The organism is Caballeronia sp. A2-2 (genome assembly GCF_057612605.2).
The window spans coordinates 406,992-422,871 of the sequence record NZ_CM173618.1; the positions used below are offsets into that span (position 1 = coordinate 406,992).

Annotated in this window: 11 protein-coding genes and 1 pseudogene; 3 read left to right on the forward strand and 9 right to left on the reverse strand. The window is 57.2% G+C overall.

Going from position 1 to position 15,880, the window contains the following annotated elements:
- Positions 1 to 309 precede the first annotated feature (309 nt).
- Positions 310 to 1,062 carry a substrate binding domain-containing protein gene (locus tag ACZCWR_RS25420; protein WP_487306144.1) on the reverse strand — a complete coding sequence of 251 codons (753 nt, stop codon included), beginning with the start codon at positions 1,060 to 1,062 and terminating at the stop codon, positions 310 to 312.
- A gap of 87 nt (positions 1,063 to 1,149) precedes the next feature.
- A pseudogene (locus ACZCWR_RS25425) lies at positions 1,150 to 1,305 on the reverse strand (helix-turn-helix domain-containing protein); the annotation flags it as partial.
- Between the two features lie 245 nt (positions 1,306 to 1,550).
- On the opposite strand from ACZCWR_RS25425, the gene ACZCWR_RS25430 reads away from it, so the two are divergent.
- On the forward strand, positions 1,551 to 2,597 hold the full coding sequence (locus ACZCWR_RS25430; RefSeq protein WP_487305794.1) for an alpha/beta hydrolase: 1,047 nt from the start codon (positions 1,551 to 1,553) through the stop codon (positions 2,595 to 2,597).
- 309 nt (positions 2,598 to 2,906) lie between these two features.
- Positions 2,907 to 3,347: a sigma-70 family RNA polymerase sigma factor gene (locus tag ACZCWR_RS25435; RefSeq protein WP_487305795.1), complete on the forward strand. Its 441-nt coding sequence runs from the start codon at positions 2,907 to 2,909 to the stop codon at positions 3,345 to 3,347.
- Positions 3,348 to 3,691: 344 nt separating this feature from the next.
- Here ACZCWR_RS25435 and ACZCWR_RS25440 read toward each other — a convergent pair whose 3' ends face one another.
- From ACZCWR_RS25440 to ACZCWR_RS25450, 3 genes are all read right to left on the reverse strand, one after another.
- The gene (locus ACZCWR_RS25440; RefSeq protein WP_487305796.1) at positions 3,692 to 4,774 is read right to left on the reverse strand and encodes a porin; all 1,083 of its coding nucleotides are present in this window, start codon (positions 4,772 to 4,774) and stop codon (positions 3,692 to 3,694) included.
- Between the two features lie 308 nt (positions 4,775 to 5,082).
- Positions 5,083 to 6,771 carry a long-chain-fatty-acid--CoA ligase gene (locus tag ACZCWR_RS25445; RefSeq protein ID WP_487305797.1) on the reverse strand — a complete coding sequence of 563 codons (1,689 nt, stop codon included), beginning with the start codon at positions 6,769 to 6,771 and terminating at the stop codon, positions 5,083 to 5,085.
- 126 nt (positions 6,772 to 6,897) lie between these two features.
- Positions 6,898 to 9,081: an alpha/beta hydrolase fold domain-containing protein gene (locus ACZCWR_RS25450; RefSeq protein WP_487305798.1), complete on the reverse strand. Its 2,184-nt coding sequence runs from the start codon at positions 9,079 to 9,081 to the stop codon at positions 6,898 to 6,900.
- Between the two features lie 62 nt (positions 9,082 to 9,143).
- Between ACZCWR_RS25450 and ACZCWR_RS25455 the strand changes: the two genes are divergently transcribed.
- Positions 9,144 to 9,830, forward strand: coding sequence for a TetR/AcrR family transcriptional regulator (locus tag ACZCWR_RS25455; protein ID WP_487305799.1), 687 nt, complete (start codon positions 9,144 to 9,146; stop codon positions 9,828 to 9,830).
- A 365-nt stretch (positions 9,831 to 10,195) separates the two neighbouring features.
- Here ACZCWR_RS25455 and ACZCWR_RS25460 read toward each other — a convergent pair whose 3' ends face one another.
- The 4 genes from ACZCWR_RS25460 to ACZCWR_RS25475 are packed head-to-tail and all read right to left on the reverse strand — an operon-like array spanning position 10,196 to position 15,853.
- Entirely contained in the window at positions 10,196 to 11,050 is an 855-nt protein-coding gene (locus ACZCWR_RS25460; protein WP_487305800.1) for a 3-hydroxybutyryl-CoA dehydrogenase, read from the reverse strand.
- Positions 11,051 to 11,069: 19 nt separating this feature from the next.
- Positions 11,070 to 12,266, reverse strand: coding sequence for a beta-ketothiolase BktB (bktB, locus tag ACZCWR_RS25465; RefSeq protein ID WP_487305801.1), 1,197 nt, complete (start codon positions 12,264 to 12,266; stop codon positions 11,070 to 11,072).
- Positions 12,267 to 12,305: 39 nt separating this feature from the next.
- Positions 12,306 to 14,012 carry an electron transfer flavoprotein-ubiquinone oxidoreductase gene (locus ACZCWR_RS25470; protein WP_487305802.1) on the reverse strand — a complete coding sequence of 569 codons (1,707 nt, stop codon included), beginning with the start codon at positions 14,010 to 14,012 and terminating at the stop codon, positions 12,306 to 12,308.
- A gap of 38 nt (positions 14,013 to 14,050) precedes the next feature.
- Positions 14,051 to 15,853 (reverse strand): acyl-CoA dehydrogenase, encoded by a 1,803-nt coding sequence (locus ACZCWR_RS25475; protein ID WP_487305803.1) that lies wholly within the window; start codon positions 15,851 to 15,853, stop codon positions 14,051 to 14,053.
- Positions 15,854 to 15,880: the final 27 nt, after the last annotated feature.

The following is a 15,880-nucleotide window of genomic DNA, read 5'->3' on the forward strand; positions in this document are numbered from 1 at the left end:
GATTGTTTAGATCAACGTTTCTGCCTTGCGTATGGATGACTTGGAAGGGGGTATTTCAACAGGCTGCTACAGATCGAACAAGCCCCGACGTGCCATTTGTTCGGTCGTAACGCTTTAACGGCGTTCGTGCCTCTCCGCAAGATGAACCGGGCCGTTTGTCACTTGCAAAGACATTTACGGTAAGAGTTGTCAATCCTTTAGGGTTTTTTCGTCTGGAGTCCTAATAGGCCAGCAATAACCTTGTCACTTTTTGTGGATAGCTAGCAAATGCATTACAAACAAGCCGTAGCAAATCGGGACGAGAGCGGCCTAATCATGAATGAGCTGATGTTCCTGAGCGGCTCCTACAATGTTGGTAAGCTGTCGGACCCTGTCTTCGTCCTTTGCAACCGCATCGGGCAAGTGTTGGTAGAGCAAATCTACTAGCGCCCGTGTTGACGCCGGCAGGAGATTCCGAGAAGGCACCACCGCAAAAACTGGAACACTTTGCGTACGCCACGAAGGTAAGACCGGAACTAACTCACCTGACTCAAGGCTATCGATCACCGAATACACTGGCAAAAGGCTGATACCCATCCCTTGGATAGCGAGCGACTTCAAAAACTCCGGCGAATCAGCAGCAAACGAAGTGTGCACCTGGATTGTCTGGCTGGACACGCCGGCTTGCAACGGCCACCCTTCGAACGGAGTCGTAGATAGATTGAGACACGTATGTGACAGGAGTTCGGATGGCGCACTTGGCGAACCGCGCCGTGCAATATATGCGGGACTGGCACAAAGTACCGCGCTGACTGCCCCTACCTTGCGGGCCATGAGGTTGGATGACGGAAGACTCACTGCGCAAAAAACACTGCAGTCGATCTCTTCCGCGACCAGGTCTGCCGGGCTTTGGCGTGTGATGTACTCGACCGATACGTTCGGGTACCGGGAAGCGTACGCCGCGAGAACGGATTGAACGTAACGCCTTCCGAGACCATCCATGCTCGCAACGCGCACGAAACCGTTAGGTTCGCCTGCAAAGTCGGACGCTTCGCGCTCGGCGTCATCAACTGTGTCGAGCACCACCCGACACCGTTCCAGGTAACGCTTCCCAACCGCGGTTAGTGAAAGTCCACGCGCGTTCCGATGCAGTAGCTTGCAACCGAGTCGGCTTTCCAGCTCGGTAATCATCCTCGAGACTTGCGACGGAGTGAGCTGCGCTATTACTGCAGCACTGGAAATGCTGCCGCAGGTTGCGGTTCGTACAAACAGCCTCATGGCATGCAGAAGTCCAGAATCCAGGGGCGGTCGCTTTCGTTGGGTCATGATTCATTTGATCAATGGAGCGTGGACATCGATGACGAATGGTATGTCATTTCCGACAATTCAAGCATTCTATTCGTTTACACGTTGCGCTTTACGCAATCATGTTTGCGAGTTTCGCATGCCGCAAAATCTACTGATGTCCCTTAAGATCGGCGGCGTTGCGCATGATTGCCGAATCAGCATGCCAAGGCACTAGTGACATACATGCAATGTTTTCCCTTCGACTCAAAACCAAGAGAGGCTTTATGAAGAAGACTGTCCTAAGTGCATTGTTTGGAATTACTTTTTCTGCCATTGCATCGTCTGCCGGGGCGCAAGCCGCGGAGCCCACTGACCCGACGTCCGATGCACGCATCGACCCTCAAGTCCGGGAATTCCTCGCTGAAATCAACAAGGACAGCAGCCCCTTTTGGAAACTGCCGCAGCCACAACCTCAAGACATTTTGACGGGGTTGCAAAAGAAGACTCCTGTAGACGTATCCGGTGTTTCAACAACCCAGACGTCTATTACAGTGGATGGGCGGTCTATCAAGCTGTATGTGATGAAGCCGAACAAGCCTGCGAAGAATCCGGGCGTTGTTCTGTTCATCCACGGCGGAGTGTGGATCGTCGGTAATTTTGAAAATCATGAGCGTCTCCTCCGTGACATTGTTGTCGGATCAGGCCAAGTAGGTGTGTTCGTAGAATACACACCGCTGCCGGAAGCAAAGTTCCCGACCCAATTGGACGAATCCTATGCTGCGCTGACCTGGGTCAAACATCACGCGGCAGAATACGGTGCTGATGGGGATCGTATCGCGCTCGCCGGCAACTCAGTCGGCGGTAACATGGCCGCTGCGCTTGCGCTAATGGCCAAAGACAAGAACGGACCAAAGATTCGTTATCAAGCGCTTCTTATTCCGGCAACGGACGCCAGCGTTGATTCCGCTTCGTACAAGGAGTTTGGAACCGGCCGCTTCCTTGCACGAGACTTCATGAAATACGGGTGGGACTTGTACGCGCCGGACGAGGCGACTCGCAATAACCCATATGTATCGCCGCTGCGCGCTACTCCCGAACAGTTGAAAGGACTTCCGCCGGCATTGGTGGTTACCGCGGAAAACGATCCTCTTCGCGACGAGGGTGAAGCTTATGCACGGAAGCTGAAAGCTGCTGGCGTGCCCACCGCAGCGATTCGGTTCAACGGCACCATCCATGACTTTGTGCTTTTGAATGCGCTGAAGACCGTGCCTTCAACGCAGGCCGCTCTGACCGTCATCTCCGACGAAATCAGAGAGCACCTGTCTAAGTAGGCGTATCTGCTGCAATAGACAGGGCGCAAGGATTCAGCGCTAGCACGAATTCGTTCTGGATTCAGAGAAGCATGACCGGGGTGCTCAGCGCCCCGGGGATCGTTCCGGCCACACTGTCGCCCGTCATCCTTATTAATAACGCGGAAACAAAGGCTGCACGGTAAGCAAACTTATACGATCCACTGCGAGGCACGTAATCAGTTGCGTTGCCGTGCTTCTTTCAGAAACGCTTGGAAGTCGGATGGATAACCGCCTGACCACGCAAAATCTCACTGTTTTGGGCAAGGTATCGTGAGCGAACGATCGCAAATGGTGGATTGGATACCCCGATTGCGCCGCTATGCATTGAGTCTAGTGCACGACGATGGCGTTGCAAATTACCTCGTTCAAAAAACGCTTGAGCATCCTTTGCTAAGAGCGGATCTGAGAAGCGGGCTTACCGATCGCGCTGAGTTATTTGGGCTTTTTCACGATGTTTTTTCCAACGACAAGCGTCATGATATCCATTTGAGTGTCAGGCAGATGCTAGGAACATTCTGGACGAATAGCGAGACGCATTTGCGGGAGCAGATTTTCGATATCGAGACCGCTCTGAAATATCTTCCGGTAGAACAAAGGCAGGTTGTTCTCCTAGTGGGCCTTGAAGAAATGACCTATGCTGAAGCAGCATTAACCCTCGAGATCCCTGTAGAGACGGTCAAGTCTCAACTACACAGGGGCCGCGAGAAACTACGCCAGCTTCTTTCTTGATTGGAACATTTCTGTCTTTGCATCTGTCGCTCTATGGTCACCGTAGGAAGGAAACCTGCCCGCCTACGATAAACAGTGCTGCGATCGGAAGGCTGACTTCTAATTAAGCGCGGGTTTGCGATTGATGAGGACGGTACCGCTCCAAGCTGACGGAAGCTTTGATTCGAAGCCTTTCCAAGACCGGCAGCGCACACAGAAGCGTTTGAACCTTCGCCGGTCTTCACGCATCGATTCCATTTGCGCAAACTTGCCACTTGTCCGTTGGCCACCATGCATTCGAACCAATCCTAAGCCGATGTCATGGCTGTCTCGGAAAGAAACAAACGTAGACTGACTAATGCATGCTAGAACACATGGTCAATGCCAACGGTCGCACTGTAGGTGGTCCCCGAAACACTAAAAAGTGCATTATTGATTGCTACACCCGTGTTCATCTTTCCATGGTTATTAACTAACGCCGCCTGCGCAAATAGCGCCGTCGCCTTCGACAGACTGTATCGCATACCGACCGCGCTCAACACAGAGTGATTCGAAGTATCGTTCCCGTCACTCGTAATCCAGGCCCCACCATCCACGTTGAATGAAGGGGTAACGTTGAAGCTCAGTCCGCCGCCATAGACTCGGTTGTCGAACGACCCCGACACCTTGTAATTGACAAATGATCCCTTTAACGTCAGACGTCCATAAGTGTATGCCACCCCGATCGTTCGCCCCTGGAACGGCACATTGCTCGGAATCGGTGTGGTAGTCGCCCCGCCAGCATTCCCATCATAGTATGCAACGTTCGCGACAAAGCCGTCGAGATGATACGACAAGCTGGCCGAATATTGCCTGCCTGACTGAAAGTCTCCGGCTTTTCCGCCCAGTCCGAGCATCGCTTTTCCTTGGAAGCCGCCTAGGAATGGTGATGTATAAGAAATGGCGTTCTGGTTAAATAAACCAGTCGCCAGCACATTGTCCACGTAGTTGATGGCGCCGCTGCCGAAATAGGAAATATCACGTGGGTCCGTCGCAATCAGCGCAAGGACGAATGGGGAATATTGCAGCCCAGCTCTGACCTGACCGAAACCTCCCTCGAGCTCAATCCAAGCTTGTCGGCCAAAGAAGTTGCCGTTTGAGTCCGCAAATCCACCGTTAGCCATATCAATCCCGCTTTCGAGTGTGAACACAGTTTTCAGGCCTCCGCCTAGATCCTCCACGCCCCTTATCCCGACCCTCGACGCAGAAAGCGGACCTTCTATTAACGAAATCTGCGATCCTTCGTTTTGCCCGGCTTTGTTCGCGGTTTTACTGGTATATAACACGCCGATATCTGCAACCCCATATAGGGTGACGCTACTTTGCGCACGCACTGGCGTCGTCGCAATACTTGCAAGTAAAGCGATAGCTGTAATGCCAACCGTTTGCATAGTCTTACCATCTTTCATTTCAATCTCCAATTTATAAGTTACTTTTTTATTTTGAAATAACTTCAGACTACTCGACAGAAAAGCCTCAATGCCTGTCTCGTGGCAATTCTTGAACGTCCGCTTGCGTTTTTAATCGGTTATGATGTGCTCGTCAAAGTCAGGAATGCACCGTACATCAGAGCGTTAGTACAACTAATCTATGTGCAATTAGGCACCTTGGTTTTGCAATCGGTCCCGCTCGTCTACTTGACGCGAACAGCGTCACCAGCAGGATCATTCGATCCTGCCTTCAGCCTCTAGAAAAACAGACCGCGGAAGTTAACGTATTAAACGCCCGCGGATTGTGAGAGCGCTAGCTCTTGGAGTGCACGCCATTGGACCTTCCCGCTGGCGGAGCGCGGTAAAGAAGATACAATTTGAAAAAAACGAGGCACTTTGTACGGCGCCATGTTCTCGCGGGCCCACTCCTTTAGCTTTTCTTCGCTAACGTCCCGTCCATCCCTTAATACAACAACAGCTTTTACTGCTTCGCCCCGACGCGCGTCGGGCACCGCTATGACGCAAACTTCCTGAATAGACGGATGTTGAAACAACACAGCCTCGACTTCAGCAGGCCATACCTTGAAGCCGGAAACGTTGATCATCCTCTTCAATCTGTCGATCATAAAATGATAGCCATCTTCATCGGCGTATCCTAGATCGCCCGTCCGCAAGTATCTTTTTCCATCCACATCGACAAATGCTTCACGTGTCGCTTCTGGCGATCGCCAATATCCTTTAAATACTTGGGGGCCTCGAACAAGGATTTCTCCGGTGATACCCTGCCCTACCGGCTCCAGACTATGCGGCTCAACGATAAGAGACTCGACGTTGAAAATCGGAATTCCCAAACACTGCTGCTTGCTCCGGTGTGGCGGATTGATGTGAGTCGCCGACATCGTCTCTGACAGGCCGTAGCCCTCCACGTATGTGATTCCCCATTGGGTTTGAATTTGCTGTGCGACAGCCTGTGGCATCGCCGCGCCTCCGCCGCTAAGATAAGAAATCGAATTCAGGTCGAAGTCACCAGCGTTAGGTAGATTCAGAAGGTCGATGAGCATCGTAGGGATCGTGACCCACATGCTCACCCGGTGACGTTCAATCAAGTGCGCTGCACACTCAGCATCCCAGCGGCTCATCAGGACCATTGACGCGCCGAGAAAGATCGGCATGTTCATACAGTTTTGCATGCCCGTGACATGGAATAAGGGCAACGAGCAGAGGGAGACGCTATCTTTGGGCGTTCTAGGCCATTCAGCGCACGACACTGCGGCGTGCATCGTGCTTTGATGCGTATGCATGCAACCTTTTGGTCGCCCCGTCGTTCCGGATGTGTAGGGAATTACAGCAAGATCCTCAGGCCCCGCCTGATGCGCATCAGGACTATAGTTGTTTGCTAGCGCATCCCCCCACTCCACTAGTTGGGGCTTGGGATCGTCGACAGAAGCTGCAGGTCGGTCGACGGAGACCAAGGCGTCAGGCAAGCGGAGATCGGTTTCTTCAAAGAGATAGTCGGCGTAGCGCACGCGCAGTATCCAATCGAGCGCAGTGCCTAAAAGAGGAAGAATCTGGGAGAGAATTTCGCCGCCAGCGACAGCGACCCTGGCACCGCTGTCCTCAACGATGTGTTTGATCTCTGGGGTCACGCTCATCGGGTTGACAGGCACGACTACAGCGTCGGCACGAAGTATCGCGTAATAGGCGATGATGAACTGCGGACTGTTCTGCAGATACAAAATAACGCGGTCACCGCGGACAACGCCGCAGTGCTTTTGAAGAAATCCCGCCATCGCATCGACGTCGTTAAGAAGCTTGCTGTAGCTCAAACCGCTGCCGTAGTAGAAAATCGCGGTTTTGTCTGGATAACGCCGCGCCGCCACTTCCAGATTGCCGTATAGGGATGTCAGTGGCGTAGAAATCTGCTGTGGCAGCGTCGGCGGCCAATGCAGAGATGTACTTTTGGTATTTGCTGTCACGACTCCTCCAATCAAAAACGTGAGGCGTTACCGCTTATCGCCTCAGGGCGAGCGATGGCAGATCCATATGCCGTCCGAGGATGAGTTTTTCCCGGACGGATGGTCAGCACCGACAGTTGACGCGAGCTAAACGACGCGCGCTCCCGCCGACTCCTGCAGTCCGGCGACGTGGGCCCGCCGATCAACGCCTAAAATTGTTTGACTCCATGCACCGATTTCTGCCAGCGTCTCTCGTGCCTCCGGCAGGAATGGAAAGAGAGTGAAAACGTGAACCGAGTCCGATACCATCTTTAGCGTCACGTTGACACCTGCAGAAATCGCACGCTCAGCGAATCTCGTCGTATCGCTCTCAAGGACTTCGCCGCGAACTGCAGATAGAAAAACTGGCGGCAAAGCAGCAAGGTCCCCGAACAATGGAGACACCATTGGATCAGTCGGTTCGTGGCCTTGGAAGTACGACGCTACTAAATTGATAAGGGTTTCTCGACTTGCGGCAGGATCGTTTCCTGAATTAAGCGACACCGAGGGGCCATTGAGCGTAAGATCAGTAAGCGGGCATATCGCAATAACACCGGCCGGGGCAGGAAGGCCGGCACGCCCGAGAGCGAGAGCGAGTGCCAAAGCCAGTCCACCACCGGATGACTCTCCGCTTAGGAAGATCCTCGAAGGATCAACGCCTGTCGCAAGCAGACCGCGATAGGCGCTGAAGGCGTCGTCGATTGCCGCAGGGTACGGGTGTTCGGGGGCGAGTCGATAATCGACGGTAAAGCAGGGTCCGTCGAATGTCTCCGAGAGTCTGCAAGCGTATTCAGTGGAGCTTTTCGCAGAGCCCAACACATATCCGCCGCCGTGAAAATGTAGGATAGTTGCGCTGTCGCCTGCGCCGTTTGCGACCACTCGCAATACGTTCACGTCGCGGAGTTCGCTCGAGGTTACTTCGCAGTCGTCTGGCCGCGGAAATTGCGTCTCAAGGAACCGCTCGTAAGCCGCCCGTTGGCCACGGTCCCCGCGGGCGATGTCATCTGGACTAAAAACCCCTTTCCATAGAGAAAAGGCTCGCTGGCTTTCGGGGCGTGCCATAACAACTCCCTCACGGGCAGCACTCAAACCCACCACTTCGCCGGGAGCTAATTTCGCTGCTTTCAGGATGTCATGTCCCCAAGCAAAGGACCAAGAAGCTTCAGCCAACGGGTCGATTCGTGAAAGACCTTTCATTCGAGCGTTGCGCTGGCGCACCCGTTGCTCGTCTGGCTCGTGTGCCCAATCGACTACGAACCGCGCTCCGGCCTGAATACGCGTAGTGCGGGGTTGACGACGACGTTCGTATTCCACGAGTGCCTCGGCGACGCCCGACTCACCATGAGAGTCGAGACACGATGCCAGCACCCAAGCATCTTCAATCGCCTGACACGCACCCTGAGCCAGATATGGCACCATCGCGTGCGCTGCGTCGCCGAGCAGTGTTATGCGCCCCGTACTCCAGCGTTCGATTGGATCGCGGTGGTACATTCCTGTGATAAATGCCGATTCAACTGCTTCGAGCATCGCCATTACTCGCGGCTCAGAGCCGAGGAAAGACCTCCTCAACTCCTCCACATTGCCGGATTGTGTCCACGATTCACGGCTTACTTCGGTCGCGGGTACGGAGGCAAGGACGCTATACAGGTCCTTGCGAACCCAGTAAGACACCACATTCCGCCCGACGCCGAACCAGTTATTTCCGGCAACGGGTAGGTTCAAACTCGTGAGTTTGCTTGCAGGGATAAGCGACCGCCACATTAGGATGTTTGCGAACTGCTTCTCTTCTGGACCGCGCAACGCAGACCTGACAGCTGAGTGAATCCCGTCGGCACCAATCACAGCGTCGGCTCGAATTGTCTCACCGCTCTTCAACGTTACATACGCGCCAGATTGATCTTGGGTTACAGATGCACATTCGGCACCTAGGCGAACGACGCCCTCTGGTAGCGCATTGGCGAGAAGGTCGATCAAGTCGGCTCGATGGATGTTATAGAGCAAAGCTCCGTAACGGTCAGCAGCTGCCTCGCCAAGCGGCGCCTGATACAAGAGCTTCCCTGTGGCCAAGTCGAGGTAGTCGAATCGTTCGGGAACCATCGATGCATTCGCGAGGGCCGCCTCGAGTCCCAACTTCCGAAAGACAAGTGTGCCGTTTGCGGCGATTTGCACGCCGGCACCCACTTCCGTTAGTCGCGGCGCGCGCTCCAGTACAATCGATTCAATTCCATGATGCTGTAAGGCTAGGGCCGTCGTGAGTCCCCCGACGCCGCCACCAACAATGACTATTTTCATGTACAGTTTCTCCTGTCGGGTTAATTAACCCAGTATAGTTACTTAGCCGATGGTGGTAAATAATGACGACCGTAGGGAAAACCCTTCGCACAGACGGTGCTGAAACACGCGCCCGACTTAAACAAGAGGCCCAAAGACTTTTCGCTGAGCGTGGGATGGAGGGTGTGTCGGTACAAGACATCATCTCCGCTGCCGGACAGCGAAATAGCGCCTCACTGCGCTATTACTTCGGCACCAAATCGGAACTTGCTAGAGAGCTGGTTATTGATGGCGCTCGGCTAATAGACGAAGACCGTCAGGCACTACTGGACGGATTCGAAGCGGACGGAAGAGTAACGATCCGCAATGTGCTTAAGGCACTAACTCTCCCAGTGTTGAATCTGGCAAGCCATACTGGGCAGGCAACATACATTCGAATGATTGCTAACCTGCAACTCAACGACCGCGCGTTCTTACGCGCTGCGCTGGCGGATACATGGAACATCGGGTACCGGCGCTGTCTTAGCCATTTGAGAGAGTTGCTAATGCACGTGCCGCAACCTGTGGTCGATCAGCGGTTGTCGTTACTCGGGATTTCCGGTAACGCAATCTTGGCAGCCTGGGAAGCGAGTTCTTCGGAAGGCAAATTGGCTCCTCTTTGGTCGACACCCTACGCCATCTCCGGGATGCTCGACACGTTCGAAAGCATGCTCAGCGCGGCTCCCTCCGAGGAAACGAATTCCGCGTTAGGTCAAGCAGAAAGTCCGTAAAGCGAGGTCCACGCATTCACTTTGATACGCGCGACGAGTTTGGACGTGCACACGGACAAAAGTCCTGAGAGTGAAGTCGACTTCCCTCCTCGCATAGTTTGACGATGCCGAAGCCGGCCGCCTGCTCTGAACGAGTGAAAGCGTCGGATGCGCCGCCACGCATAACGCCAAAACAATCGCGCGCGGGTCGCTCGATGAACTGCGCAGCGCTTGCCTCGTCACCCAGGCACCGACAAGCGAGCGGTTTTCTCAGTCAGAGGGCCACCGCGTACGCCAAGCGACTCCTAGTCGTCCATCGGCGCTAAAATCTAACTGAGCTATGGCCGCGAGAATTCCTCGACAGGCGCCACCGCTCAACATGCGATTTACGCGGGGTAGTCGTACACCCCACGCCCTGACTTGCGGCCAAGCCGTCCGGCCGCGACAAGTTCGCGCGATAAGTTGCAAGCGCGGTACTTCGGATCGCCAAAGTCCTTCAGGAAGACGTCCAACACGGACAGGCACACGTTAAGCCCGATAAGATCGGCGAGCGCAAGGGGACCGATTGGATGATTCGCACCGAGCTTCATGCCTTCGTCGATTTCCGCCGCGCTCGCCACTCCCTCGTGCAAGGCGAAGAACGCCTCGTTGATCATAGGTACGAGAATGCGATTCACGACAAAGCCGGGCGAGTTTCGGACGCCAATCGGCGACTTGTCGATGCGCTCGGTGAGCGTGCGCACGGCCGCCGACGTCTGGTTGTTCGTCTGCAGGCCGCTAATGATCTCGACGAGGGGCATCACCGGCACGGGGTTGAAGAAGTGCATGCCGATGAAGCGCGACGGGTCGGCGAGCTGTGCGGCAAGCTCGGTGATCGAGATGGACGATGTATTCGTCGCGATGATCGCATCCTGCCGCGCCACCGCTTCGATCTGCCCGAGAATGCGTTTCTTCAGTTCGACGTTCTCGGTCACCGCTTCGATGACAATATCCGCCGAAGCAAGCCGCTTATAGTCGGTCGAGGTCGCGATGCGCCTGAGCGCGGCGTCCTGCGCAGCCGCGTTGAGCTTACCCTTGGTCACAAGCCGCGCGAGGCTCGCCCGGACTGTCTCACTACCCTTGCCGAGCGCCGCCTCGCTTACGTCTATCATAACGACGTTCAGCCCCGCGACGGCCGCCGCCTGCGCGATGCCGCTGCCCATCGTACCGGCGCCCACAACGCCAATCGTTTCGATATTCATAGAGTGTCGCTCGACTCGATTACTGAAGATTTTCGAAGATTGCGGCAATTCCCTGACCGCCTCCTATGCACATCGTGACGAGCGCATAGCGGCCACCGATGCGCTTCAGTTCATACAACGCCTTGACGGTGATAAGCGCGCCTGTCGCGCCGACCGGATGCCCAAGCGAAATGCCCGAGCCGTTCGGATTAACCTTGCGTGGATCAAAACCCAGCTCCTGTGTGACCGCGCATGCCTGTGCGGCGAATGCTTCGTTGGCTTCGATTACATCGAGCTGCGCCATGTCGAGATTTGCGCGTTCGAGCGCCTTGCGCGTCGCCGGAACTGGGCCAATGCCCATATATGCAGGATCGACACCGGCATGCGCGTAGGACACGAGCCGTGCAAGCGGCCGGGCGCCGCGTCGCTCGGCTTCGCTGCGCTCCATCAGGAGCACAGCCGCCGCCGCGTCGTTTATGCCCGAGGCGTTGCCAGCCGTGACCGTGCCGTTCTCCTTGACGAACACCGGCTTTAGGGTTTCGAAGTCCTTGGCGCTCGCATCGAGGCGCACATGCTCGTCGGTGTCGAAGACCGTCTCGCCCTTCTTCGTGCGCAGCGTGACCGGCAGGATCTGGTCGCGGAAGCGTCCTTCCGCGATCGCACGCGCCGCACGGCGATGCGATTCGAGCGCGAGCGCGTCCTGCGCCTCACGAGCAATGTCGTATTTGCGCGCGACATTCTCCGCTGTCACGCCCATATGAATCGTCTGAAACGGGTCGTGCAGCGCGCCGAGCATCATGTCGACTAACTTTCCGTCTCCCATGCGTTGGCCGAAGCGCGCGCCCGGCAACGCGTACAATGCGCGGCTCATGGATTCGGCGCCCCCGCCGATGGCGATGTCCGCATCGCCCAGCAAGATAGTCTGCGCGGCTGAGACGATGGCCTGCAGGCCCGAGCCGCACAGCCGGTTCACTGTCAGCGCCGGCACGTGCTGCGCGACGCCTCCGTTAATCGCGGCGACGCGCGCCAGATACATGTCCTTCGGCTCTGTATGAACCACGTTGCCGAATACAACGTGGCCCACTTCATCGCCTGTTACGTTCCCCCGCCCGAGCACTTCGCGCACGGTCATCGCGCCCAGCTCAGTTGGTGCGAAATCCTTAAGGCTGCCGCCGAAATCGCCGATCGCGGTCCGTACGCCGCTCACCACGACTACTTCACGATTTGCTTCGCTCATTGATTCGCTCCGGTTGGTTTGCGCGTGCGCATCGCGCGGTTACATGTTTGGATAGTTGGGCCCGCCACCGCCTTCCGGTGTCACCCAGACGATGTTTTGCGTCGGGTCCTTGATGTCGCAGGTCTTGCAGTGCACACAATTTTGCGCATTGATCTGCAGGCGGTCCTCGCCTTTGCCGTCTGTCTCGTCCTTGACGAACTCGTACACGCCTGCCGGACAGAAGCGCGCTTCCGGGCCTGCGTAAGTGCGAAGATTGACGTCGATGGGCACATTGGCGTCTTTCAGCGTCAGATGCGTTGGCTGGTTCTCGTCGTGATTTGTGTTCGAAATGAACACCGAAGAAAGGCGGTCGAACGTCAGCTTGCCGTCCGGCTTCGGATAGACGATTGGCGTGCATTGCGCGGCAGGCTTGAGCGTCTCGTGATCTGCGCGCCGGTGATGCAGCGTCCACGGGACCTTGCCACCCAGCACCTTCTGCTCGATGCCCACCATCAGCGTGCCGAGGTAGAGGCCCTTGCCCATCCATTGCTTGAAGTTGCGCGCGCGATGCAATTCCGTGTGCAGCCAGGAGCGCCGGAACCACTCCGGATAGGCATCAAGCTCGTCCGATTCCCTCCCGGCTTGCAACGCCTCGATTGCGGCATCGGCGGCAAGCATCCCCGACTTGAGCGCCGCGTGCGACCCCTTGATGCGCGATGCGTTAAGAAAGCCCGCATCGTCGCCGACAAGCGCGCCGCCCGGAAACACCAGCTTCGGCAAGGACATCAACCCGCCCGCCGCGATCGCACGTGCGCCGTAGGACAAACGCTTGCCGCCATCGAGGAACGCGCGGATCGCCGGATGCGTCTTATAGCGCTGAAATTCCTCGAATGGCGAGAGATACGGGTTGGTATATCCGAGGCCAACGACGAAGCCGACCATCACCTGGCGATTGTCTAGGTGATAGAGGAACGAGCCGCCGTAAGTGTCGGACTTGAGCGGCCAGCCGGCCGTGTGAATGACTAGCCCCGGCTTGTGCTGCGCCTCATCGATCTCCCACAACTCCTTAATGCCGAGGCCGTACACCTGTGGATCGACGCCGTCGCGCAGGCCGAAACGCCCCGAAAGCTGCCGCGCGAGATGACCGCGCGCGCCTTCGCAGAACAGCGTGTACTTCGCGTTAAGCTCCATGCCGGGTTGAAAGGCCCCGGTCGGCTGTCCGTCGCGGCCGACGCCCATGTTGCCCGTCGCAACGCCCTTAACCGAGCCGTCATCGTGATAGAGCACTTCAGCGGCGGCGAAGCCAGCGAAGATCTCGACGCCCAGTGCTTCGGCCTGCTGGCCCAGCCAGCGCGTCAGGTTCGCGAGGCTGATTACGTAGTTGCCGTGATTCCTGAAGTTCTCCGGCAGCGCCCAACTCGGCACGGCCCGCGCGCGCCCTTCCGACAGAAACAAAAACCGGTCCTCAGTCACCGCGACATTGAGCGGAGCGCCTTGCGCTTTCCAGTCGGGGAGGAGCTCGTCGAGCGCACGCGGGTCCATGACCGCGCCCGACAGAATATGCGCGCCTATCTCCGAGCCCTTCTCGAGCACGCACACGCTGACCTCGGCGCCCAGCTTCGCCGCGCGCTGCTTCAGGCGAATCGCGGCGGAAAGTCCCGCGGGGCCGCCGCCGACGATCACCACGTCGTAGTCCATCGACTCACGCGGACCGTATTGCTCGATCCAGTTCGTCGACACCTGCGTGCTAGCGTTACCCACCGTCATACCGCCTCCTCCTCTCAGGCTCAGGACAAGCGTAGGCGTCAGAAGTGCGCTTCGTTCAATGCGAAAAGGGGATCGTCGCCGCGCGCGCACGTGATAGCGGTTTCGAGTCCACGGGCTTGCGTCAGCACGTATTCGGAGAAGCAGTGGGCGGTCGCAATCTTGGCGCCGTAAAACTGCGGGTCTTCGTCCCGCTTGCGTTGCGCCGCGAGCAGCGCACGCGCCATCTGCCAACCCGACAACACGATGCCCGCGAGCTTCAGATACAGCACGCTGCCCGCGAACACCGCGTTCGGATCGCGCTTCGCCGATTCGAGGACATAAGCGACGACGTTCGCGAGCGCGTCGCGGCCATCGGCGAGACGGCGATGCATCGATTCGAACACGCGCGCGGCATCGCCGGCATCGACGGATTTCAGAGCGTCGAGCGTCTCGTCGATCTGCGCGAGCAGCACCTGCGCCGTCGCGCCGCGATCGCGCAGCGTCTTGCGGCCGACGAGATCGTTCGCCTGAATCGCCGTCGTGCCTTCGTAGATCGCGAGGATGCGCGCGTCGCGATAGAGCTGCGCCGCGCCGGTCTCCTCGATGAAACCCATGCCGCCGTGCACCTGAACGCCAAGGCTTGTCACGTCGTTCGCCATTTCGGTGCTCCAGCCTTTCACGACCGGCACAAGGAATTCGTTGAGCGCGAGATGGCGGGCGCGCGTGTCGGCGTCGCCGTGATGATGGGCGATATCCGCGTGCGCGGCCGCGACGTAGGCGAGCGCACGCGCGCCTTCGGTCATCGCGCGCATCGTGCCGAGCATGCGCCGCACGTCGGGATGACGGATGATCGCGACAGAACCCCCGCTCGAACCATCGACGGGACGGCTCTGCACGCGTTCCTTCGCATAGTCGGCGGCCTTCTGATAAGCGGCGTCGGACAGCGCGATGCCCTGCAAGCCGACGCCGAAGCGCGCCGCGTTCATCATCACGAACATGTATTCGAGGCCGCGATTCTCTTCGCCGACAAGATAGCCAGTCGCGCCGCCGTTGTCGCCATACTGGAGCACGGCGGTCGGGCTCGCCTTGATGCCGAGCTTGTGCTCGATCGACACGCAATGGACATCATTGCGCGCGCCGAGGCTGCCGTCGTCGTTGACGAGGAACTTCGGCACGACGAACAGGGAAATGCCTTTCACGCCTTCGGGCGCATCCGGCGTGCGCGCCAGCACGAGATGGACGATATTTTCGGCCATGTCATGCTCGCCCCAGGTGATGAAAATCTTGGTGCCGAACACCTTGTACGTGCCGTCGCCCTGCCGTTCGGCGCGCGAACGCACGAGCGCGAGATCAGAGCCCGCTTGCGGCTCGGTGAGGTTCATCGTGCCGGTCCACACGCCTTCAATCAGCTTCGGCAGATAGCGCGCCTTCAGTTCATTGGAACCGGCGAGCAGCAGTGCTTCGATTGCGCCGTCGGTGAGTAGCGGGCACAGCGCGAACGATAGGTTCGAGGCATTCAGCATTTCGAGGCACGGCGCCGCGATCAGTTTCGCAAGTCCCTGTCCGCCGAATTCGGTTGGATGGCCGATGCCCTGCCAGCCGCCTTCTCTGTATTGGCGGTATGCGTCGGCGAAACCGGGCGTCGCGGTGACCTGCCCGTCGTGCCAAGTGCTCGGCTGCTGGTCGCCGCGCGTGTTCAGCGGCGCGATGACTTCGGCGGCAAGCTTTGCCCCTTCGTCCAGAACGGCTTCTGCGGTGTCGGCATTCGAATCTCCAAGGCCGCTGAGCTCGCTGACGCTTGCAATATCTGCCAGCTTTTCGAGTACGAATATCATGTCCTTGACGGGAGCTGTATAAGTCATGGTCGACTCCAGATGCATGGCCCGACA